The organism is Mycetocola reblochoni REB411, assembly GCF_900163835.1.
Lineage (GTDB): Bacteria > Actinomycetota > Actinomycetes > Actinomycetales > Microbacteriaceae > Mycetocola_B > Mycetocola_B reblochoni.
Window position 1 is genome coordinate 1 of sequence record NZ_FUKR01000043.1, and the last position, 21,091, is coordinate 21,091.

General features: G+C 66.6%; 21 protein-coding genes. 10 read left to right on the forward strand and 11 right to left on the reverse strand.

Annotated features, from left to right (window positions below; all coding sequences use genetic code 11):
* Window positions 1–129: 129 nt before the first annotated feature.
* The 9 genes from FM119_RS07830 to FM119_RS07870 form a co-directional block, all read right to left on the reverse strand.
* Window positions 130–1,842, reverse strand: coding sequence for a copper resistance protein CopC (locus FM119_RS07830; RefSeq protein WP_087137124.1), 1,713 nt, complete (start codon window positions 1,840–1,842; stop codon window positions 130–132).
* A complete protein-coding gene (locus FM119_RS07835; protein WP_087137125.1) occupies window positions 1,839–2,576 on the reverse strand; it encodes a YcnI family copper-binding membrane protein in 738 nt (245 codons plus the stop codon). The genes FM119_RS07830 and FM119_RS07835 overlap by 4 nt, the downstream gene beginning before the upstream one ends.
* 68 nt (window positions 2,577–2,644) lie before the next feature.
* Window positions 2,645–3,235, reverse strand: a complete 591-nt coding sequence (locus FM119_RS07840) for a DUF5134 domain-containing protein (RefSeq protein ID WP_087137126.1) — start codon at window positions 3,233–3,235, stop codon at window positions 2,645–2,647.
* 124 nt (window positions 3,236–3,359) lie between these two features.
* Window positions 3,360–3,548 (reverse strand): hypothetical protein, encoded by a 189-nt coding sequence (locus FM119_RS07845; protein WP_143822652.1) that lies wholly within the window; start codon window positions 3,546–3,548, stop codon window positions 3,360–3,362.
* 27 nt (window positions 3,549–3,575) lie between these two features.
* Window positions 3,576–5,828: a heavy metal translocating P-type ATPase gene (locus tag FM119_RS07850; protein ID WP_087137128.1), complete on the reverse strand. Its 2,253-nt coding sequence runs from the start codon at window positions 5,826–5,828 to the stop codon at window positions 3,576–3,578.
* A complete protein-coding gene (locus FM119_RS07855; RefSeq protein ID WP_245827377.1) occupies window positions 5,825–7,792 on the reverse strand; it encodes a cytochrome c oxidase assembly protein in 1,968 nt (655 codons plus the stop codon). The genes FM119_RS07850 and FM119_RS07855 overlap by 4 nt, the downstream gene beginning before the upstream one ends.
* 97 nt (window positions 7,793–7,889) lie before the next feature.
* A complete protein-coding gene (locus tag FM119_RS07860; RefSeq protein WP_087137130.1) occupies window positions 7,890–8,117 on the reverse strand; it encodes a heavy-metal-associated domain-containing protein in 228 nt (75 codons plus the stop codon).
* A gap of 77 nt (window positions 8,118–8,194) precedes the next feature.
* Window positions 8,195–9,001 (reverse strand): M56 family metallopeptidase, encoded by an 807-nt coding sequence (locus FM119_RS07865; RefSeq protein ID WP_087137131.1) that lies wholly within the window; start codon window positions 8,999–9,001, stop codon window positions 8,195–8,197.
* A 4-nt stretch (window positions 9,002–9,005) separates the two neighbouring features.
* The gene (locus FM119_RS07870) at window positions 9,006–9,389 is read right to left on the reverse strand and encodes a BlaI/MecI/CopY family transcriptional regulator (protein ID WP_087137132.1); all 384 of its coding nucleotides are present in this window, start codon (window positions 9,387–9,389) and stop codon (window positions 9,006–9,008) included.
* 190 nt (window positions 9,390–9,579) lie between these two features.
* Here FM119_RS07870 and FM119_RS07875 point away from each other — a divergent pair, with 190 nt between their 5' ends.
* The gene (locus FM119_RS07875; protein ID WP_143822653.1) at window positions 9,580–10,545 is read left to right on the forward strand and encodes a PDR/VanB family oxidoreductase; all 966 of its coding nucleotides are present in this window, start codon (window positions 9,580–9,582) and stop codon (window positions 10,543–10,545) included.
* Between the two features lies 1 nt (window position 10,546).
* Here FM119_RS07875 and FM119_RS07880 read toward each other — a convergent pair whose 3' ends face one another.
* Window positions 10,547–11,158 (reverse strand): DUF5134 domain-containing protein, encoded by a 612-nt coding sequence (locus tag FM119_RS07880; RefSeq protein ID WP_087137151.1) that lies wholly within the window; start codon window positions 11,156–11,158, stop codon window positions 10,547–10,549.
* 75 nt (window positions 11,159–11,233) lie between these two features.
* On the opposite strand from FM119_RS07880, the gene FM119_RS07885 reads away from it, so the two are divergent.
* From FM119_RS07885 to FM119_RS07900, 4 genes are all read left to right on the forward strand, one after another.
* Window positions 11,234–12,670, forward strand: a complete 1,437-nt coding sequence (locus FM119_RS07885; protein WP_087137134.1) for a PepSY-associated TM helix domain-containing protein — start codon at window positions 11,234–11,236, stop codon at window positions 12,668–12,670.
* A gap of 94 nt (window positions 12,671–12,764) precedes the next feature.
* Entirely contained in the window at window positions 12,765–13,766 is a 1,002-nt protein-coding gene (locus FM119_RS07890) for a FecCD family ABC transporter permease (protein WP_276327878.1), read from the forward strand.
* Between the two features lie 28 nt (window positions 13,767–13,794).
* Window positions 13,795–14,790, forward strand: a complete 996-nt coding sequence (locus tag FM119_RS07895; protein ID WP_087137136.1) for an ABC transporter substrate-binding protein — start codon at window positions 13,795–13,797, stop codon at window positions 14,788–14,790.
* A complete protein-coding gene (locus tag FM119_RS07900) occupies window positions 14,787–15,542 on the forward strand; it encodes an ABC transporter ATP-binding protein (RefSeq protein WP_087137137.1) in 756 nt (251 codons plus the stop codon). The genes FM119_RS07895 and FM119_RS07900 overlap by 4 nt, the downstream gene beginning before the upstream one ends.
* Window positions 15,543–15,675: 133 nt before the next feature.
* Here FM119_RS07900 and FM119_RS07905 read toward each other — a convergent pair whose 3' ends face one another.
* A complete protein-coding gene (locus FM119_RS07905; protein ID WP_087137138.1) occupies window positions 15,676–16,641 on the reverse strand; it encodes a GlxA family transcriptional regulator in 966 nt (321 codons plus the stop codon).
* A gap of 117 nt (window positions 16,642–16,758) precedes the next feature.
* On the opposite strand from FM119_RS07905, the gene FM119_RS07910 reads away from it, so the two are divergent.
* The 5 genes from FM119_RS07910 (at window position 16,759) to FM119_RS14400 (ending at window position 21,076) form a co-directional block, all read left to right on the forward strand.
* On the forward strand, window positions 16,759–17,766 hold the full coding sequence (locus FM119_RS07910; RefSeq protein WP_179205257.1) for an ABC transporter substrate-binding protein: 1,008 nt from the start codon (window positions 16,759–16,761) through the stop codon (window positions 17,764–17,766).
* Window positions 17,763–18,821, forward strand: coding sequence for a FecCD family ABC transporter permease (locus FM119_RS07915; RefSeq protein ID WP_218778742.1), 1,059 nt, complete (start codon window positions 17,763–17,765; stop codon window positions 18,819–18,821). Before FM119_RS07910 ends, FM119_RS07915 begins: the two co-directional genes overlap by 4 nt.
* Window positions 18,818–19,621 (forward strand): ABC transporter ATP-binding protein, encoded by an 804-nt coding sequence (locus FM119_RS07920; RefSeq protein ID WP_087137140.1) that lies wholly within the window; start codon window positions 18,818–18,820, stop codon window positions 19,619–19,621. The genes FM119_RS07915 and FM119_RS07920 overlap by 4 nt, the downstream gene beginning before the upstream one ends.
* Window positions 19,618–20,448: a DJ-1/PfpI family protein gene (locus FM119_RS07925; RefSeq protein WP_087137141.1), complete on the forward strand. Its 831-nt coding sequence runs from the start codon at window positions 19,618–19,620 to the stop codon at window positions 20,446–20,448. The genes FM119_RS07920 and FM119_RS07925 overlap by 4 nt, the downstream gene beginning before the upstream one ends.
* Window positions 20,449–20,710: 262 nt before the next feature.
* Window positions 20,711–21,076, forward strand: coding sequence for a transposase (locus tag FM119_RS14400; protein ID WP_420845582.1), 366 nt, complete (start codon window positions 20,711–20,713; stop codon window positions 21,074–21,076).
* Window positions 21,077–21,091: the final 15 nt, after the last annotated feature.

Here is a 21,091-nt window from a genome sequence, read left to right on the forward strand (position 1 = left end):
GTCACCCATCCAGAATCGCGCGTCAATCACGAACCATATGGGAGACACGCCCTAGGTACGTATCCGGATAGCGCGGGAATCTGTTAAGACTGGGGTTGTCGCGATCACCAGCATTGTCGCGAGAGTTCCCTAACGCACCGAAATCGGGATGCTCACAATAGGTTCGGCGAACGTAGATACCCGCGCGATCACTTGTACCTGCCACTCCCCCGCGACGGGCATGTCCAGTTGCGCCGAGTAGCTGCCGGCGGCGGGGTCGAGTTCTGCGGCGGCTTCGAACGGCCCAAGGTCGTGTTCGGGCAGCCGCGTACGAATCTTGACTTCGTCGGGGGTAACGGATTCGCCGTCGTATTCGAGTGTGAAGGTGATCTCGTTCTCGCCGGTCAGTGCTGGTTCGAGTTCGCCTCGGAGAGATAGCCCTTGGGCGTCTGCGTCGAGGGTGACGGTCTGCGCGGTGTTGGCCGTACTTTCCGCAGTGGTGTCGTGATGTTCGTGTGCGGGGCTGAGGTTGGTGAGGAATCCGGTGAGGAGCAGAACGGCCACGAGCAGCGCGGCCTCATAGGCGAGCGTTCGATTCAGTGTCTGCCACTGCATGCGGGCGGTCGGTCGTGAAGAGATCCTGGGGAGCAGCCGGAGCCTGTTGTAGGTGGCGATAGCGATGACGGGGATGACGATCCCGATCTTGAGCAGAAGGGTGAGTCCGTAGCTCGTCGTGACGAGCGTGTCGAAGCTTCCGACGATCATGATGCCCATGATCGTGCCGCTGACCGCGAGGATGGCGACGCTCCAGACCGCCAGACGGGAGAACCGTTGCACGACCTTCACAGCAAGCGTCGGCGCGGTGCCGTTGCCGGTCACCCGTGCGGAGGAGAGGAACAGAAGGAGGCCGAGGACTCCTCCGATCCAGAAGCTTCCGGCGAGGAGGTGTCCGATGTCGGCGCCGATGATGAGGGCGCGCGGTTCCATCAGCTGGGTGTGTCCGACGAGGACCGGTGCGGCCAGGGCAAGGAGCGTCAACAGCACGCCAAGCAAGTGGGTTCCTCGATGCTGCCTGCTGCGCTTTGACAGCAGTGTGGCTCCGACGACCCCGGCGCAGACGACGGCTGCCGCAGCCACCGGCGCCCAGAGCGTACCTGTCCACCATGCAGCCGGGTCGATGACGGCGACGAGGGGTTCTCCGGTCACGTTGAGCGCCGAAGCGGGGATGAGCAGCAGCGAGGCCGCGACCGCCGCGATGCCGGTGGCTCTCATGATGGTGAGCGTCCGGTGCCCTGGCTGTGAGACGCTGCGCAGCACGAGGCGCTCGAAGAGGAACAGACCGGCGAAGACGAGGAGCGAGAGGTACTGCAGGGCCGTCAGAGCGCTGACGGCGAAAGCGGTGTCCTTCGGGGTCGTTGTTTCCACGACCGGTGTGTTGGTTGGGTTTCCCGCGGCGTCGCCGATCGTGAAGGTGATCGCGCCGGAGATCGGGTGTCCGTCGGCGGAGACGACGCGGTAGCTCAGGGCATAAGCCCCATCGTTCACGTCGGCAGGGAGCACGGCGACGACGCTGGTGTTACTGACGTGTGCGTCGAGGGTGAGGGGGTCTTCATCGCCGGGAAAGAGGCGGATGCTGCCATCGATGAGCTGCACGGGCTCATTGAACGTCAGCACCGCCTCGGCAGGTGCCTGGTCGAGTGCGGCGCCGTCTTCGGGCGTCGTCGACAGCAGTTCCGCATGCGCGGACGCGGCCTGCGCTCCCGTGAGCACGAACGCCCCTCCCAACAGGAGGGCGACGAGCACGCGGAGCGGTCCGAGGACGCGGCTCCGCGACCTGTGTTTCCCGGCGATGAGGATGCTCACGCCTTCTTGCGCCCCCGAAGCAGAGCGATCACCGCGATGATCAGGCCGATGCCGCCGACGGCGAGGGAGGTGATCACGAGCGGTGTCTGATCCGCAGGAGCCGCCGCGGGGGTCGAGTCCTCGTCGTGCCCATCGGCGGTCACTTCGGTGCTGTCGTCGTGGCCGTGGGAGGCAGCGTCGCTGGCGGCAACCACGTCGACGCTCGGGGCGGGTGCGTCCAGATCGTGGCCGTCCTGGCCGTCCTCAGGGATCTGCACCCAGGCGGTCTCGCCCTGCTCGCACGTCTGCACAGTCGGGAAGTACAAGGTGGTATCGGCGGCGTCCTCGGGGATCTGCAGCGAGAGCTCGAACGCATCCCGCTGACCGTCGGGGAGCGGAGTCGTGGCGGTGTAAACGACCTGCGCGACGCGCTCGGTGACCTCGTTGCCGTGACTGTCGGTGATTGGGGTGTCGAGGTCTTCCATCACCTTCTCAACGGTGTAGAGGCTGTTGCGCGTGGGGGTGACGACGTTGATCCCTTCCGGGATCTGGATCGCCACCTCGGTGGTGGCCGACCCGTCGCACCCGTGCGGGACCCCGAAGGTGAGGATCGAGTAGGACCCGGCCTCGACCGGTCCCTCAGCGATGCTGACGTGCGCACTCGCGGCGACCGCGCCGCCCAGAACCAGTGCGGCGGCCCCCGCGAGCGCTCCCGCGCCGATCAGCGCGGGCCTCTTGGTGCGTCGTGTGCTCATTGTGTCTCTCTTTCTCGTCGGCCCGTCAACAGCAGCGGCGGGCGGTGTTGGTGGTGTTGCAGGAGTGTTCAGCCGGCGATCATGGGCCAGCACATTGCGGCCATGCCGAGGCTCATGAGCATCCCGGAGGCGACGTCTCCGGTGTGTCCGAGCCAAGTGGTGCGACCGCGCACGCAGCGGATGAGCTCGACGAGGAAAATGACTCCGGCTGTTGCGAGTGCTGCGGTGATGGCGACGCCGGTCAGCGCCGCCCACAGGTCAAGGCCCCCGTGGTCGTGGGTGTGCGCGGCGGTCCCCGTGACGGACGGCATGGCGAGGATCATCCAGACCATCGCGAGCATCATGATCGCGTGGGTCACCTGGTGCCAGGCGCTGTGGCCGCCGAGGGATGCACGGGTGATGCGGCGCTGTGCCTGGAGCACGGTCACCAGGACGAACCACATCGTGCCGGCGATGAACACGAGCAGTTGCGGGAGGGTCGGGATCACGGCCCACCAGGGCCAGCACATGGTGATCATCGCGAGACTCATCACGAGGTGCAAGGAATCACCGACGACCAGCAACGGCTTGCGGTCGTTGACGAGCCGGAGCGCTGAATACACGGCGGTTGCGGAGAAGGTGAGCGTCAGCACCCATTGGAGCACCGGGTCAGACAGCATGCCACACACCTTATCTCTACAACATGTAGTAGTCACAGTAGTAGAGCGGGGGAGCTCGCGTCAAAACGCCCGGCTCAACTCTTTCCGCATGGGTTCCGCGCGTGGCGCTCTCGTCTCGAGTGCGTCAGCGGCGGCGGCGCCACTTTCGGCGAATGCGTTCGACGCTGTTGCGGATACGGAACACGGCAGAGTTCCATTCCTCGCGAAGCGTGGGGTCTGGAAGCTGGGGCGGCCGCGGCGGTGTGGTGAGGGCGATCCAGAGGATGAGGACGTAGAGCAGGGCCGCGAAGGAGAAGGGCAGGAAGAGTTCCACGCACATCCACCTCTCGACTTCGACTGCTTACCGGGTGCTGCGCACTCGCTGGATGCGGAGGCTGTTGTAGACGACGAGGACGGAGGACAGGGACATCGCGGCAGCGGCGATGAGGGGGTTGAGGAGGCCGGCTGCGGCGATGGGGATCGCGGCGATGTTGTATCCGAAGGCCCAGCCGAGGTTGGTGCGGATGGTGCGCAGAGTCTTGCGAGAGATCGTAATCGCGTCGGGGATGACGTGGAGGTCGTCGCGGACGAGGATGATGTCGGCGGCCTTGAGGGCGATGTCGGTGCCCGAGACGAGCGCGAGCCCGAGGTCGGCGGTGGCGAGGGCGACGGCGTCGTTGATGCCGTCGCCGACCATCGCGACCTTCTCCCCTGCCGTTTGGAGTTCGCGGACGACGTCGGCCTTCTGGGCGGGGGCGACGCCGGCGTGGACGCGTTCGATGCCGAGCTCGGCGGCGATGCGGGCGCCGGCGGCGGGGCTGTCCCCGGTGAGGAGAACGGTGGTGAGGTTCTGCGCGTGGAGCGCGCTGATGGCGTCGGCGGCGCCGGGTTTGATGGTGTCGGCGAGGGCGAGCAGCCCGATCAGGTGCCCGTCGCGGGCGACGAGCGCGACGGTGTGCCCCTGTTCGTGGGCGTCTGCGAGTGCGGTGGTGGCGGGGGTGAGGTCGATGCCGTGTTCACGGAGCAGGTCGGCGTTGCCGACGAGGAAGGTACTGCCGGCGATGCGGGCGGTGGCGCCAAGACCGGGGAGCGCGGTGAAGTCTTCCAAGGAGTGCAGATCTGTGATATGAGCTCGGGCGGCGTCCTGGATGGCGCGGGCGATCGCGTGCTCAGAGCCCTGTTCGACGGACGCGGCGAGGCGCCAGAGCTCGTGCTCGGGGATGCCGAAGGTGGTCGCGGTTTCGACGGTCATGCGTCCGGTGGTGAGGGTGCCGGTCTTGTCGAGGACGACGGTGGTGATGGTGCCAGAGGCCTCGAGGGCGTCATGCCCCTTGATGAGGATGCCGAGGGTCGCCGCCCTTCCGATGCCGACCATGAGCGCGGTGGGGGTCGCCAGGCCCAGGGCGCAGGGGCAGGCGATGATGAGGACGCTGATCCCGATGCCGAAAGCCTGCGCGAACGGGGTCCCGGCGAGCGTCCATGCGACGGTGACGATCACGGCGAGGGTGATGACGGCGGGGACGAACCACGTGACGATGCGGTCGACGAGGTTCTGCACGCGAGCCTTGCGGGCCTGCGCCTGCTCGGTGAGCGCGGCCATCTGCGCGAGCTGCGTGTTCGCGCCGACCGAGGTCGTGGTCACTTCGAGCCGACCGTCGGTGCTGATCGTGCCGCCGGTCACCACGGCTCCGGGGCTGACGGGAACGGGGACGGGTTCGCCGGTCATCATGCTCGCATCGACCGCTGCAGTGCCGGCACGGACGGTGCCGTCGGCGGGGATGGTCTCCCCCGGAAGGACGACGAAAGTGTCGCCGATCCGCAGCGCCGTCGCGGGCTCGATCGTCTCGACGCCCTCGCGGACGACCCGGACGTGGCTGGCGGCGAGAGCGTTCAGAGCCCCGAGCACATCTCCGGCTTTCCGGCGGGAGCGGGTCTCGAAGTAGCGGCCCGCGAGCTGGAAAGTCGTCATACCGGCAGCGACGTCGAGATAGATCGAGTCCGCGCCTGCGGGGGTGACGCCGAAGCCCAGCCAATACCCCGCGGCTTCCGTGGTGCCGAACCCGAGCAGCAACGTGAGGATCGCCCACCCGAACGAGGCGGCGATGCCGAGGGAGACGAGGGTGTCCATGCTGACCGCGCCGTGACGGAGGTTGCGGAGCGTCGCCCGGTGAAACGGCCATGCCGCCCACGTCACGATCGGCAGCGCCATCAGCACACACACCCATTCCCAGCCGGGGAAACGCCACCCGGGGACGAGAGCGAGGACGATGGTGATGTCCATCAGCGGCACGGTGAGCAGCGCGGAGACCGCCAGGCGGCGGCGCAGGGAGGAGATCCGTACCTCGGTGGCACGCGCAGACCAGGCGTCATCGCTGCCGTCACGCAGGTGCGCACCGTATCCGGCGTTCTCGACCTGACGGATCGCCGTGTCCACCTCGGTATCGGCAAGGCCGCTGACGATGGCGCGTTCGGTGGCGTAGTTCACACTCGCCGTCACGCCGTCGAGCTTGCTTAGTGCACGCTCGACGCGTCCTGCGCACGCGGCGCAGGTCATCCCGGAGATGTCGAGCTCCACGGGTGCGAGCACGGTCGGAGCGGTGTCCGTCGTCGTCATGGTCGTGTTTCCTCTCGGACGGTCGGCCGGGGGCCGGGGCGGGCGGCGTCCCGGTCGGCGAGGCGCTGGAGCATCTGGTTGTAGGCGTCGTACTCGTCGTCGCGGCCGGTGTCGATGTGCCGGTCCTTACGGCGGGCATCTGTGGCGTCTTGCCGGCTCCACTGGATGGCCAGTGCGACGATGACGATCATCAGCGGGATCTCCCCGCCCGCCCACGCCACTCCCCCGCCGAGGTACTGCTGGGCCTGCAGGTCGGCCCACGGCAGGTCGAGATAGCGGTAGAACGTCTCGGCAATGATGACCGGGCTGGTCATCAGTATCACCCCGAAGAACGCATGGAACGGCATCGCCGCCAGCACATACCCCAACTTGCCGATGTGCGGCAGAGGACGCGGGGGCCGGTCGACGCCGATGATCAGGCTGTAGTACAGGTACCCGACGATGAGGAAGTGCACGTTCATGAGCTGGTGCGCCCAGTGGAACCGCATATAGTCGCCAAAGATGCCGGTGAGGTACAGACCGTAGTACGAGCCAATAAAGACGATGAAGACGATCAGCGGGTTGTAGAGGAACTGCAGCACCCGCCAGTGCAGCACCCACGTGATCCAATCGTGCAAGCTCGCGGGCTTGTTCCGGTCCGAACGGGTCGCGCGCAGCAGCAGCGTGACGACGCCGCCGAGGACGAGGAGCCCGGGCGCGAGCATGTTCAGCGACATGTGCACGATCATGTGCACCCCAAAATCCGGGGCCGAGTACTTCCCGAACCCGGAACTGGTAGCGACGACCACGACCGTCCACCCGCCGATCCACGCGGCCGTCCGCCCGAGAGGCCACCGGTCTCCCCGACGGCGCAGAGTGCGCACCGCGACCAGGTAGACCGTGACCGCCGCTACGGCGATGCCGAGGAACAGGAGATTGGGGCGCCACTGCCCGAACAGCACCGTGAGCGTCGGGGCATCGGGGACCTCGAAGCCCATGAAGACCTGCTCGATGCTGGTCGGCACGAAGTACTGCGGCGGAGGCTGCCGCGTCATCGCCACTCCCACGCCCGTCCATCCCGCCACCGCCACCGCCGAGAGGGAAAGCAGCCCGGTGAGGTTCCCCGCCCGCAGCGCCCCGCGCCGCGCGAGAATCACGGCGGCCACGAACGCCCCGGCGACGACGGCCAGGAAGACGAACCCGGCAATGATGAGCCACCCCGTCAGCGAGGCGGTGATGTCGCCGCCGGCGAGTTTGAACACGGCGATGACGACATCGGTGATCACAATGACAGGGAGCGCGACGGCGCCAATCCGAAACAGTCGCCGCAGGGTCACAGGCGAGACCAGGCGCCCGGAGAGGATGCGCAGTGCCGCGACGGCGATCGCGCCAAGAAAGGCGTTCACGGCGAGGGTCTGGAAAATCGCCGCATCGCTGCCGAAGTCATGATCTGGGCCCACGAGTGCCTGACCGGTGACGACGGGCGCGAGCACGGCGATCGCTGTCGCCCAGAGTGAGATGAGCAGCCCCGTCCAGCGTTCCGCGAAGAAGGAGACGAAGAAGACGGTCAACGCCGCCAGGAAGCTGATCGTCCATGCCTTCGGGGCATAGCTCGCTTCCCAGAGAAACGGCAGAGCGCCGGGCGTCGCCAACCGCTCTAACGGCGTGCCGTTGGAGTCGAGTGCCTCGAAGACCACTAGAGCTCCGGCAAACAAACCCCACGCTCCGGAGGCGACCCGGAGCACGGAGATCTCGAAGTTGTCCGAGAGATGCCGTGCCCGGCGGGCGGGCGCATCACGCAAGAACAGCACGTGTACCAGGGCACCGCTGGTCACCAGGGTGGCCAGGTGAGCGCCCGACAACAGCACGGTTGTGATAACGGCGACATCGACGCCCGGGTAACCGACAAAGAGTCGCTCATAGGGTGCGTCGCCGAGGACGACGGCAACGGCGACAGGGAAGACCACAAGAACCGCGACGGCCACCGTGACAAGAACCGCAGCTACCGCGGCCAATGGCTTGCGGACGCGAGGGTCGGTGGCAGGTACGGGAGTTGCGGTGGAAGCGTGGGGGGCGCCGGTGTCAGACATTCGTGGCGGCGGGCCAGGTCCGCACGGTGTAGCCAGCGTCCTCTACGGCTGACTCCACCGCTGCCCGTTCGAGGGGCGTCTCGTGGGTCACCTCGACACGACCGGAATCTGCGTCGACCTGGACATCGACGATGCCCGGAAGGGCCGACAGCTCTGCGGTGACGGCACGTTCGCAGTGCTCGCATGTCATCCCGTTCACCTGGAACTCGAACTCGGCCATGACCACTCCTCTTGACGCCGAACAACTTCCCCTAACTCTACATCGTGTCGTAGACGGGGTTGTCGGTGTAAGCGGAATCAGGCGCGGGCGAGGGCCGCGGTGCGCCTCTTCTTTGGTGTCTTCCACCGGCGGAGGGTGAGCCGGTCGGCGCGAAGCTCCAGTCCCGGATCGGCTGTCGTGCGCCCCATGGTCGCCAGGGCGTTGGCGAGGTGCACGGCCCCGGCATGCCGGGCTGCGGCGTCGTCGGCAATGAGCTCGATCAGCAGGAGCGTGGCGCGCTTGAGGGCCCGTCCGGCGGGGAATCGCCGGGGGACGCAGAGGGCGTTGATCTCAGCGATTCGGACCGCCCACCCGTGATGCTGGCGCAGATGGGCACGCTCGTGCTCGATCACCGCGCGCAGCTGCGGCTCGCTCAACAGATCTTTAAGGGCGGTCGAGAGGAAAATCTCTGGATCCCTGGAGGGAACTGCACAAGCGACCGGCTGATCGGAGTCGAACCATACAAGCGTCACGCCGTCCGACTTCTCGCGAGAGACCGCGACCGGCGCGAAGCGCCCAACGGCTTCGCGCCAGGAGTCGGCGAGCGGTTCTGCGGAGGCGGAGACGAAGGCGATCACCGCTGCGAGCACGCCGAGGCTGAGCCAGCCCACGACCGTCAGCATGAGTCCTTCGCCCCGGCTCGCCACGCTCACGCCGCCGACAGCACACATAAGGGCGGTGGTCGCGGAGGCCCCCGCGAGCCCGATGCCAGTGAACAGGGCGCTGAACCACAGAGTCAGTGCTGTGCGCGGGTGGCGCACCTGCCATCGTCCGGCGGTGAGCACGAGCGGCGCGAGCAGCAGAACGAGTGCCGCGGCAGCGAGGAAGGAAGCGGTGGCGATCACCTACTCACCTGCGCTTGCGGGATGTCTTGCCGGTGATCGCGCTGCGGAGCAGATCTAGGTCCTCTTCAGCGAGGTTTCCCGCGAACTGCAGCAGTGCGGCCTGCCGGTCGCCGGCTCCGTCGAGGGCGGTCATCATCGAGCGTCCGACATGTTCGTCGCCGGATCGAGCGGCGTGGAAGCGAACCTTTCGAGGGGAGTCGCCGGAGCGAACGACGTCGCCCTTCTTCTGCAAGCGTTCCAGCGCGGTCATCAACGTCGTGTAGGCCGGGACCTGTCCGGTGAACACCGACTGGATGTCGCGCGCGCTCAAGGGCTCCGATGCGTCCCAGAGGATGCGCATGACCTCGCCCTCGAGTTCGCCTCTCTCGCGCGTACGCTCTCCCGCCATCTGGCACCTCCGGCCCTCAGTCTAGTCGCCTCCAAATCTACATGATGTCGTAGACTTTTCGGCGTTCTGCCCACTCCCATCGCGAGGATCTCCGCACGTGGCTCTCTCCCTCTTCCGTTCTCGACGCTCCACCCCAAAAGCTCTCACCCCGCGACCGGCTGTGCCAGCCACCGGGCAGAGGCTCGTGCGCGTGGCACGGAAAGAGGCCGTCTCCGACCGTGCCGTGCTGCTGGAGTTGCTCGCCGTGGACGGCGCGCTTCTGGAGCCGTTCCCGCCGGGTGCGCACATCGATCTGCACATCGGCGCAGGCGTTGTCCGGCAGTACTCGCTGGTCGATGTGGAGCGGAGTACGGGCGCCTACGTGATCTGTGTGCAGCGCGAGCCGGCCGGGCGCGGAGGGTCGATCGCGGTGCACGAGAGCATCCGCGAGGGCGACACTATCGAGATCTCGTTCCCGAGGAACACGTTCGCCATGGACACGTCGGCGGGGCGCCTCGTTCTGCTGGCAGCTGGGGTGGGCGTTACCCCGCTCGTGTCGATGGCCGCGCATCTTCATCGTTCCGGCGCGGACTTCGAATTCCACGCATACACGCGCTCCGGGAGCGCACTCCCGCTGCGTCGCTACCTGGAGTCTGCGTCTTATCGGCATCGGCTGGTCGTGCACGACAGCAGCCTCGGCGACTCGTTCCGCTCAATCGCGCCGGCGGGTCTCGCCCAGCCCGAGGACGGTGGGGCGGTGTATGCCTGCCGCCCGGAGGGGTTCGTGGCCTTGGCCCGAGATCGTGCAATCGAAGCGGGGTGGCGTCCGGAGCAGTTCCACAGCGAACAGTTCACACCGACCAGCCCGGCTCCGTCGGGGAATTCTTTGCCGTTCACCGTGATCGCCGCGTCGACGGGCGAAGAGATGCCGGTGGCGCCCGATGAGTCGATCGCGGATGTTTTGGAACGGCGCGGCTATGACACTTACCGCTCTTGCGGGCAGGGCTACTGCGGGTCGTGCGTCACCCGGGTGATCTCGGGTGTGCCGGATCATCGGGACGATACGCAAAGCGCCGAGGAGCATGCGGCGAGCTCGCACATCAACGTCTGCTGCTCCCGTTCCCTCCCCCCCCGTGCTCGAGCTGGACATCTGAACATCAACAGGACGCGCGCGTGAGTCAGACGTTCATGAGCCAGAGCATGGCCCCCATGCCCGCCCCCATCAGCGCATGGCACAGGGCATGCAGGCGGTGCCCCTTGGCCGCCACTGCTCGGTACAGCCACCACACCGCGCCCACGGCGCAGACGATGATGAAGGCCGCGTTGACGACATCAGCCCAGGCGGGGGTCGCCATCAGTCCCATCTCCTCACCTCCGCCGTGGTGGCCGGCATGCGCCGACGCTTCGTCGCCGGCCATGTCCATTCCTGCCATGAGGAGCGGCATGGCTGCGAGCATCCAGATCATCGCTGCGTTCAGGAAGATGTGCCCGACCAGCTCCGCACGATGCGGGAACCCGTGGGCCCGGGTCAGCGCGGGCAGAAGCGCGAGGGCGAAGATCGCGAACAGGGCGATCTGAGCCCATGACACCGCATCCAGCACCGCGACCCAGGTCATGAGGATCATCGCGGCGCTCATCACCGCGTGGTTGATGTCGATCAGCTCCTCATCAGGGAGCCCCTCTACGCCTGGCGCGCGTCGAGTGCGGCGTGCGATGAGGTCTCCGATGCAGATTAGACCGGTGGCGAGGAAGACGACGGTGAGGATGATGTCCCAGGGCGATGCGATCACCACATCAGCTTACTACTACAATATGTAGAGTTATTTCGTTGCTTGTCGTTTCCTGTTTCTCTGAGAGGCCCGCTGATGACCGCTGTCCAGACAGACACCGCTGACACTCCCCCTGTCGCGGTCCCGTCGCCGAAACGACGAAAGACGAACTGGTACGGGGCGTTCTGGCGCTGGCATTTCTATGGTTCACTGATCGTCATCCCGGTGCTTTTCGTGCTGGCGGTGACCGGGATGACGTACATGTTCCGCGCTGAGGTGGACGCTTTCACCCATCCGGGAGTCCTCACCGTCACCGCGCCGGCGGGAGCAGAGCGGCAGGAGCTGTCCGCGCAGGAGGACGCCGTCCGTGACGCATTCCCGGACAGGTCTATCCTCTCCGTCGTCGACCAGACCGGCGACCGGGCGACGGTGTTCGTCACCGCCAGGGAAGACGGCGTCAACGCGAACGTCTACGTCGATCCGTATACGGCGACGGTGAACGGAGAGCTCACCGCCGACCAGCTGATCTCCGACTGGGCAGAGCGCATCCACGGCGACCTGCTGATCGGCGAGGAAGGCATCGGCGACCGCATCGTCGAACTCGGCGGCAGCTGGGCGATCGTACTCACCATCACCGGGTTCATCATCTTCTTCCTCGGCCGCCGGCCCCGCAAAGCCGCCCAGGCGAAAGGCGCCAAGGGCGCACGCCTACGCGGATGGCATGCGATCGTCGGCCTGCCCGTGGGCCTGGGCATCCTGATGCTCGTCGTCTCCGGCCTTCCCTGGACCGGCGTATGGGGATCGGTCGCACAGCAGGTTGCCTCAGATAACGGCTCGTCCCTGTGGGGACAGGACCCGGGTGCGGAATCCACGATCGACGAGCTCATCGAAAGCACCAGCGGCACCAATGCCGAAGCAGGTTGGGCCATCGGCAACGGCCCGACCGGCACCAGCACAAGCACCGGCACGACACCGATCTCCATCGATGACGCCGTCGCCGCTGCACGCGCCGAGGGTGCGCCCGAGCCGTATTCGATCATCTACCCCGACGGGGAGACCGGTGTGTTCAGCGTGATGTCGAGTCAGTGGAACGACAACGGCAATCCCGCCGAGTCCGAGGTGAGCCTCGAGCGCACCATCCACGTCGACCAGTACAGCGGCGACATCGTCGGGACGTACGGGTACGACGACTACAGCATCGCCGCGCAGGTCGTCTCACAGGGCATCGCCGTCCACGAGGGGCGCCGTCTCGGCGTGGTGAACACGATCCTGTCCACCCTGTTCTGCCTGGCGGTGATGTTCATGTGCGTATCCGCGCCGATCATGTGGTGGACCAGGCGCGGCACCGCATCCGGCATGGCCGCGCCCCGCGCGAAGCTGCCCGTGTGGGGAAACTGGCTGCTCGTCGTCGTGATGATCGGACTCGGGATCTTCCTGCCCCTGTTCGGCCTGTCCCTCATCGTCATCCTCGCCCTCGACCAACTCCTGATCCGCCGCCTGCCGCGGATGAAGACGTTCTTCGGCAGTGTCTGAGCCCGTACCGCAACGGATCGCCCCTCCCTTGGAGGCGAGCGGTGTCGAAGGCACCTGGCAGCGTCCTCGTGTGGTCTGGCCGTGGTACGCGGGAGTGGCGGTTGCGCTGGTGCTGGCAGTGATCGGCGGAGTGTCTTTCGGGTCCGTGTCCGTTCCGCCTGGGACGGTGCTGTCGATCTTCGGGCATCATCTGCTGGGCGTTCCCGGTGACGGATCGTGGAGCGGTGCCGAGGAGTCGATCGTGTGGAACGTGCGCCTCCCCCGGGTGATTCTGGGTGCCGCGGTCGGGGCAGGTCTTGCCATATGCGGGGCGACGTTGCAGGCGATGGTCCGCAACGTTCTGGCCGACCCGTATCTGCTCGGCATCAGCTCGGGAGCATCGACGGGCGCGGCAGCGGCGATCCTGTTCGGCGTCGCCGGCGGGCTCGGCGCCTATGCGCTGCCACTGAGCGCATTCACGGGCGCACTGGTTGCCGCCACAGGGGTGTACGCGCTGGCCCGATCGGGAGGGCGGATGACGTCCATTCGACTGGTGATGGCGGGGGTGGCGATCGGCTACGTGCTCTCGGCGACGACCAGCATCCTGGTGTTCTCATCGGACTCTCCCGAAGGATCCCGTTCGGTGATGTTCTGGCTACTGGGCTCTCTCGCCCTCGCACAGTGGAATGCGACCGTCATCGTGGTCGTCCTCGTCGTCCTGCTCAGCGCCGGCATCCTGTTCCTGTGGGGACGCAAGCTCGATGCCCTCTCCATCGGTGACGACACCGCACTCACCCTCGGGATCGCACCGGGGCGGCTTCGAGTTCAGCTGCTGTTCGTGGTCAGCCTCTGCATCGGCACGATCGTCGCGACATCCGGCTCCATCGGTTTCGTCGGACTCGTCATCCCCCATCTCGCCCGCCGCTTTGCCGGTGCCGTGCACCGGCGAATGCTGCCACTCACTGGCCTCCTCGGAGCGACCTTCCTCGTTGCCGCCGACGTCATCGCCCGCACCGTCTGGTCGCCGCGCGAGCTCCCGATCGGGATCGTCACCGCCCTGGTCGGTGCCCCCTTCCTCATCCTTCTCGTGCGGCGCTTCCACGCGTCCTCCTCCTGACCGCTCTAAATCGCAACCCGGAGACACCATGCCATCCTCACCACACCCCGCCCTGACAGCCATCGCCGCCGTCGCTCTCGTCGCCACGCTGAGCGGATGCGCGAGCAGCCCGGAGACCGAGCACGGCGATCACGCGTCCAGCGACGCGTATCCGGTGACGGTGACCAACTGCAGCAACGAGATCACGTTCGACCAGTCGCCGGAGCGCATCGTCGTGCTGCGTAACGAAGCCATCCCCGTCCTGTCCTCCCTGGGGGTTCTCGACCGCACGGTGGGCCTTGTGGGCCGTTTCCACGAGGCGTACTTCGACGAGCAGACACAGACGACGATGTCGGAGATCCCGGTTCTCAGCGACGAGATCTCCCAGGTCGGCGGAGGGGAGATCTCCCTGGAGGATGTCATCGCGCAAGAGCCGGACCTCGTGATCGGCACCTCGGAGACCGTCACCCGCGAAGGCCTGCTGGCCCAGGGCATCAACGTGCTCGAGAACGAAGAATCCTGCGCCGGCAGTCAGGCCACGTCGACGCTGGACGACATCGACACGCTTTTCACCCTCTACGCCGAGGTCTTCGACCGTCACGATGAAGCAGACGCGGCTCTGGTCGACATCGACCAGCAGATCGACGCGGCGATCGCACAGATCCCCGACGGCGAAAACCGGACCGCCGCGATGCTGTATCCCACGATCGGAGGCGGCGCCACCTACGCCTACGGGTCTGGGAGCATGAACCACACCCTGCTCGAACTCGCCGGCTTCAACAACGTGTTCGCCGACCTCCCCGACCGAACCGCAGAAGTGACCGCGGAAGAACTCCTCGCCCGCGATCCTGACGTCATCATCCTGCTACACAGCGGCGCGACCGATGAAGAGGTCGAGGAGTCGCTGACCGCGGTGCCCGGCGCGAGTGAACTCACCGCCGTCACGAACGATGCACTCTTCCCCCTGCTGTTCGGGTTCACCTCCCCCGCCTCACCGATCACGATCGACGGGCTGACACAGATCGTGGAGCGATTCCAGGAGTGATCACCGCACACGGCATCCGTTTCGCCTACCAGCGGGCCGCGGTCCTCGACGACATCGAGATCACCGCGGCCCCCGGCGAGGTCGTCGGTCTCATCGGCCCCAACGGCAGCGGCAAATCCACCCTGCTGCGCACCCTCTACGGGGCCCTCACCGCCCAGTCGGGAGCAGTACTGATCGACGACACTCCCCTCACGGAAATGCACGCCCGAGAGGTGGCAAAACAGGTCGCCGTCGTCGTCCAAGAGCCCGGCGGAGAACAACTCCCCTTCACCGTCCGTGATCTCGTGCTCCTCGGACGCGCACCGCACCTGCGGTCCTTCGAACGGCACACCCGAGCCGATCACGACATCGTGGCGCACGCCCTGCACAAGGTCGGCGCATCCCACCTCGCCGACCGGACCTTCTCCGAGCTGTCGGGCGGGGAGAAACAGCGAGTGCTGATCGGCCGGGCCATCGCCCAGAACGCGGCGCACCTGCTCCTGGACGAGCCGACCAACCACCTCGACATCCGCTACCAGCACGAGATCCTCACGCTCGTCCGCGACCTGGGCATCGCGACAATCGTGGTTCTGCATGATCTCAACCTCGCCGCGCGCTACTGCGACCGGCTCGTCCTGCTCGACGCCGGCACGGTAGCCGTCGAGGGCCACCCCGCCGAGGTGCTGACGCCGCGTATCGTCAAAGACGTCTACGGGATCTCCGCCGAGCGCGTCGACCGCGACGGGATTGCGCAACTCATCTTCACGCTCTGAGCACGACATAGGCGTTGCGGGCCGAAACAGATGCGGCGGGCCCGCGTGACGACCGGCCCGCCGCGTATTCTGTTATCCATCATTTACTCTACATTATGTAGTAGTCATGATGGAGGTCAGGGACACGAGTTTCTCACCTACTGGCGAAGCGGCGGCGGTACTCGCGTGGGGTGGTGCCGGTGATGTTGCGGAAGTGGTGTCGGAAGTTCGCCGCTGTGCCGAGCCCGCACTGGTGGCCGATGTGATCGACGGCCGCGTCCGTGGTCTCGAGGAGTTCGCGGGCGTGGTCCACGCGTGCGGCGTTGAGCCACTTCATCGGAGTGGTCCCGGTCTCTGCGGTGAACCGGCGCTCGAAGGTGCGCAGGGGAAGATGCGCGTGGGAGGCGAGTTCAGCCACCGTCAGCGGGTCTCCGAGGTGGCGCAGGGCCCATTCTTGGGTCGCGCCGAGATCGGCCGACGTGAGCGGTCGTGACGGCAGGCGGATGAACTGCGCCTGGCCCCCGTCCCGGTAGGGCGCTGCGACGATTCCGCGGGCGATGTCGTTGGCGATGGCCGCGCCGTGATCTGTGCGAAGGAGGTGTAGGCAGAGGTCGATGCCGCTGACGACGCCGGCGGAGGTGAGGATGTCGTCGGAGTCGACGTAGAGCACGTCGGGGTCGATCTGCGCGGTCGGGCAACGCCGAGCGAGTTCGTCTGCGTGATACCAGTGGGTCGTCGCCCGTTTGCCGTCGAGGAGGCCTGCCGCAGCGAGCGCGAATGCCCCGGTGCAGATGGAGGCGATGCGGGCGCCGCGGGCGTGGGCAGCACGGAGCGCGTCGATGACGGCGTCGGGGACGGGTTCGAGGAAGTCGCGGTAGGCGGGGATGATCACCGTATCGGCCGTCGACAGGGCATCGAGTCCCTGCTCGATGATGATCGGCCAGCCATGGTCGGTGGCGACGGGGCCGGGTTCGCGCGCGCACAGCAGAACGTCGTATGGGAGCTGGGGTGCCCCGAAGACGACGAAGGGCATGCCGATCTCCAGCGGCAGGGCGTGGTCGAGGACGAGGACCGCGATGCGATGTGCGGGAATCGCGGTGGAGGCCAGCGGGGAGGTCATGGCGGAGATCTATCCTTCTGCGTCGTTCATGCCACTGTTTCTGGCGTCGCGTGGCGGGGAGAATTGTTATCTCTACAACATGTAGATACAGAATCCTATCCCCGGAAAGACCATCGCATGCCTCTGCCCTCTCGTCGTATCGTCGCCGCTGGCGCGATCATGGTTTCGCTCGCCCTCGCGGGGTGTTCGAGCACCACCGACACGACTGCTCACTCCCCCGGAGCGAGCCCCTCGAATGCCGGATACCCGGTCACGATCGACAACTGCGATCGTGAGACCACGTTCGATGCGGCGCCCGACCGCGTCGTGAGCCTGTGGCAGTCGGCGACCGAGATGCTCCTCGCGCTCGGTCTCGGTGACCGGATCGTGGCGACCGCGGGCGACTACGCCCCCTACCCGGAGAGCATCGCCGACGATGCGGCAGCGCTGAATTCGATCGGTTCCGCGATGGGTTGGCCATCGAAGGAGGTCGTGCTCAGCCAGGATCCCGACCTCGTGATCGGCCAGTCGCTCGAGGGATTCGCCTTCGACGCGTCGTACGGTTATGCCACCGCAGAGGAACTCGAGGATGCGGGGATCGACCTCTACGGAGCGAACATGTGCGTGCCGGAGGATTCGCTCTCGATGACGGTCGACACCTCGTCGGAGACGCTCGCCGACCTCGGCAGGATCTTCGGCGTTGAAGACGAGGCCGAAGCTCTCATCGCGAAGATCGCCGCACAGAAGCAGGCGGTCGTCGATGCTGTCTCCGGGCTCGATGCGCCGAGCGTGGTCTACTACCAAGGTGGTGAGGGGCCGATCCACGTCCTCGCGGGCGGCATCTACACCTCGGCGATCGAGACGGCAGGCGGAACCAGTGCGTTCCCGACCGAGGCCGATGTCAGCCGGGAGGACTTCGCCGCCTCCGATGCGGAAGTGCTCCTCGTCGCCACCTTCGAAGGGCAAGACTTCGCCTCCCGTCTGGCCTACCTCGAGGAGACCTTCCCCGATCTTCCTGCCGTGAAGAACGGGCGCGTGTATGAGCTGCCGGTCGCCGACACGGACGCGTCGATCTCCGTCATGCGCGGGCTCACCGAGATCGCCAATGCCATCCACGGACTCGACCTGCCGGTGCCCTCGTCGTGACCTCGGTCTCGGGTGAGGCGCCGGCGGCTCGCCGGCGCCTCACCACGATCGTCCTGGTCGTCGCGGTGGTCACCGCTCTCGTGCTCTCGGTCGCCGTGGGGTCGGTGACGATCGATCCGGGACGGGTCATCAGCGTCATCTTCGGGCATGTGGTCCCGTGGCCGGTACCGACCACGGCGAGCGAGGTCGAGTCCCGCATCGTCTGGGAGTTCCGTCTGCCGCGGGCCCTGCTCGGGTTCGTCGTCGGTGCCGCCCTCGCTGTCGCGGGCGCCGTCCTACAGGCGGTCGTGCGCAATCCCCTCGCCGATCCCTACGTCTTCGGCGTCTCATCCGGCGCTTCGGCCGCCGCCGTCTCGGTCCTCACCCTCGCTGCCGGTGCATTCTCGTTCGTGTCGGTGCCTATCGCGGCATTCCTCGGTGCGCTCGCGACGACCCTGGTCGTCTTCGCCCTCGCACAGCGTCGTGGTCGTGTGACCCCGGGCCGACTCGTACTTGCGGGCGTGGCGATGTCGTATCTGCTGAGCGCAGTGACGAGCTACCTCGTGCTGCGTGCGACGCTGCCCGGACAGTCGAACGTCGGGCAGGTGCTCTCCTGGCTCTCCGGAAGCCTCGCCGCCGCCGATTGGGGCGACCTGGGCATCCCGGCTGTCGTACTCGTTCTCGCGACGACCATACTGGTACTCCTCGCCCGCGTCCTGAACGCCCTGCTCATCGGCGACGAGACAGCAACCAGCGTCGGCATCGACGTCGCCCGGACGCGCCTGGTCTTGTTCATCGTGACGTCACTGCTTGTCGGTGTCGTTGTCGCGGTGAGCGGCGCCATCGGCTTCATCGGTCTCGTCGTGCCACACGCGGTGCGCATGGTCGTCGGCTCGGACCACCGCTGGGTCCTGCCCGTATCAGCACTCGCGGGCGGATTGCTGCTCGTAGTCGTGGACATCGCCGCGCGCCTGATTATTGCGCCGTCGGAGCTGCCGGTGGGGCTGCTCACCGCGGCGATCGGGGCCCCGTTCTTCCTCTGGATGCTGCGCCGACAGAGCCGAGGCGAGGCATGATCAGGGACGGCAAAGCCGCGTCGGTCTCTGCCGCGCTCGAGATCGACGACGTCGCCGTCGACATCGCAGGACGCCGCATCGTCGAGGGCATATCGATCAGTGCTCACGGCGAGGTGGTTGGTCTCGTCGGTCCGAACGGAAGCGGAAAGTCCACCATCCTGCGCACCGTGTACCGGATGCTGCGACCCGCCACAGGCAGCGTTCACGCCGCAGGCAATGACGTATGGGCGACGAGCGCGCGCAACGCTGCACGGGTTCTTGCCGCTGTCGTACAGGATGCACCCAGCGACCTCGAACTCACCGTCGCCGAGTGCGTCGCTACGGGCCGGGTCGCTCACGGAACGATGCTCGGCGGCGACCGCCCGGAAGACGCAGAGGCGGTCGAGCAAGCGATGACACTGGCCGGCGTCGTCAAGCTCGCGCATCGGGATATGAGTTCCCTCTCCGGAGGAGAACGGCAACGGGTGCAGCTCGCGCGGGCCCTCGCCCAGAAGCCGAGCGTGCTAGTGCTCGACGAGCCCACGAACCACCTCGACATCCGGCACCAGCTCGAACTGCTCGCCCTGGTGCGCGACCTCGATATCACTACCGTCGTGACCCTGCACGACCTCAACCTCGCTGCCTCCTACTGCGATCGCATCGTCGTCCTCTCCCGCGGTGCGATCGTCGCCACGGGTGCGCCTCGCGACGTCTTCACTCCGCAACTTCTGCAGCGCGTCTTCGGGGTCACCGCCGCCATCATCACCAACCCGCTGACCAATCGCCCGCAACTCGTCTACACCCACAGGAGCACACCATGACCGACACGCACGACAGGGATAGCGCAGGCGTCGACTGGGACGCCATCCATCAGGATCAGCCGTCGCTCGCCGCCGATATCGTTCGCGACCCACAGGCTCAGGCGGCGTGGGACAGATCCGTGGCCGCGCACCACGCGCTCGCAGCACGCCCCGGCGTGACGTTGCAGGGTGACGAAACCGTCATCATCGTCCTGCACCCCGGATTCGACACGCTCGACGCGGTCGGCCCGCACTACTTCCTCAGCTCGATGCTCGGTGCGACCATCCACCTCGCCACCACCGGAGACCTCGACCACCCCGTAACTAGCGCCGGAGGACTCCCCCTCACGCCGACAGTCAGACTCTCGGACGTCGAAGATGCGCCGACAGTTCTCCTCGTGCCCGGCGGCGACACCAGCGTCCTTCTCAAAGACCCGCAAGCAATATCCGACATCCGGCGCCTCGGCGAGACGGCAGCGGTCGTCACGAGCGTGTGCACCGGAGCCATCGCCCTCGGTGCCTCCGGGATCCTCCGCGGACGACAAGCCACATCCCACTGGTCGGTCCGACACCTCCTGACCGGATACGGCGCAACACCCATCAACGAACGCGTCGTGACCGACGGGAACATCATGACCGCAGCAGGAGTCACCGCCGGCATGGACCTCGCGATACAACTCGTTGCCCAGCTTCGCGGGGACGACTACGCGCGCTTCCTCGAACTCGGAGCCGAGTATGCTCCGCAACCGCCCTTCGGGACCGGGACGCCGGAGAGCGCCGGGAACGAGCTCACAGCGCTGGCGCGGGACTTCTACGCCACTATCGAGCACGGCCTTGAAGCTCGATGAGCCCCACTGTCGACCAACCGCATAGCGGAAGGCACTTGCCCGGCGGTCAAGTGCGCTAAATCGGCCCTGGTCCCGGTTTGGTCCCGGGAACACCGATTTAACGAGAATCGAAATGCGCCCACCGCGCGAGCAAATCAAGCCTGATCAGGAAAAAGCGTGGAGCGGCAGCGCCGGCGCCCTCTCCTAGGGCGTGTTGATCAAGTTGATTTGTCTTCGTGTGGGTGAGTCTTGAAGGGTGGCGCGACAGGAGATTTCTGATGAGGTGTGGTCTGTGATGGAGCCGTTGATGCCGATCGTGTCGGGTCGGTCGCGGCCGTGGACGGATCACCGGCTTGCTGTGGAGGGCATGGCGTGGAAGTACCGCACTGGTGCGCCGTGGCGGGACGTGCCGGAGCGGTTCGGGAAGTGGAACTCGATCTACAAGCGCTTCAACCGATGGGCTGAGGATCGTCCTTCTCCCCGCCCGCGCAGGGAAAACACCACCAACGAACGGGATTCTTCCGTGGACATCGCCAGTTGGATGTCGGATCACATGGACGCCTCGATCAGTCCCGGACTCTGCCATTCCCAAGGTTGCGGGCGAGAATCGGGGTGGACCAGCAACACGGTCTCCCCTGCCCTCGGGTAGGTTGTGAGGCGTAAT

Bases quoted from the DNA above. Each gene is read 5' to 3' on its own strand.
- FM119_RS07835 (WP_087137125.1), bottom strand. From the start codon at position 2,576: ATGAGCACACGACGCACCAAGAGGCCCGCGCTGATCGGCGCGGGAGCG.
- FM119_RS07840 (WP_087137126.1), bottom strand. From the start codon at position 3,235: ATGCTGTCTGACCCGGTGCTCCAATGGGTGCTGACGCTCACCTTCTCC.
- FM119_RS07850 (WP_087137128.1), bottom strand. From the start codon at position 5,828: ATGACGACGACGGACACCGCTCCGACCGTGCTCGCACCCGTGGAGCTC.
- FM119_RS07860 (WP_087137130.1), bottom strand. From the start codon at position 8,117: ATGGCCGAGTTCGAGTTCCAGGTGAACGGGATGACATGCGAGCACTGC.
- FM119_RS07870 (WP_087137132.1), bottom strand. From the start codon at position 9,389: ATGGCGGGAGAGCGTACGCGCGAGAGAGGCGAACTCGAGGGCGAGGTC.
- FM119_RS07885 (WP_087137134.1), top strand. From the start codon at position 11,234: ATGACCGCTGTCCAGACAGACACCGCTGACACTCCCCCTGTCGCGGTC.
- FM119_RS07895 (WP_087137136.1), top strand. From the start codon at position 13,795: ATGCCATCCTCACCACACCCCGCCCTGACAGCCATCGCCGCCGTCGCT.
- FM119_RS07905 (WP_087137138.1), bottom strand. From the start codon at position 16,641: ATGACCTCCCCGCTGGCCTCCACCGCGATTCCCGCACATCGCATCGCG.
- FM119_RS07910 (WP_179205257.1), top strand. From the start codon at position 16,759: ATGCCTCTGCCCTCTCGTCGTATCGTCGCCGCTGGCGCGATCATGGTT.
- FM119_RS07920 (WP_087137140.1), top strand. From the start codon at position 18,818: ATGATCAGGGACGGCAAAGCCGCGTCGGTCTCTGCCGCGCTCGAGATC.
- FM119_RS07925 (WP_087137141.1), top strand. From the start codon at position 19,618: ATGACCGACACGCACGACAGGGATAGCGCAGGCGTCGACTGGGACGCC.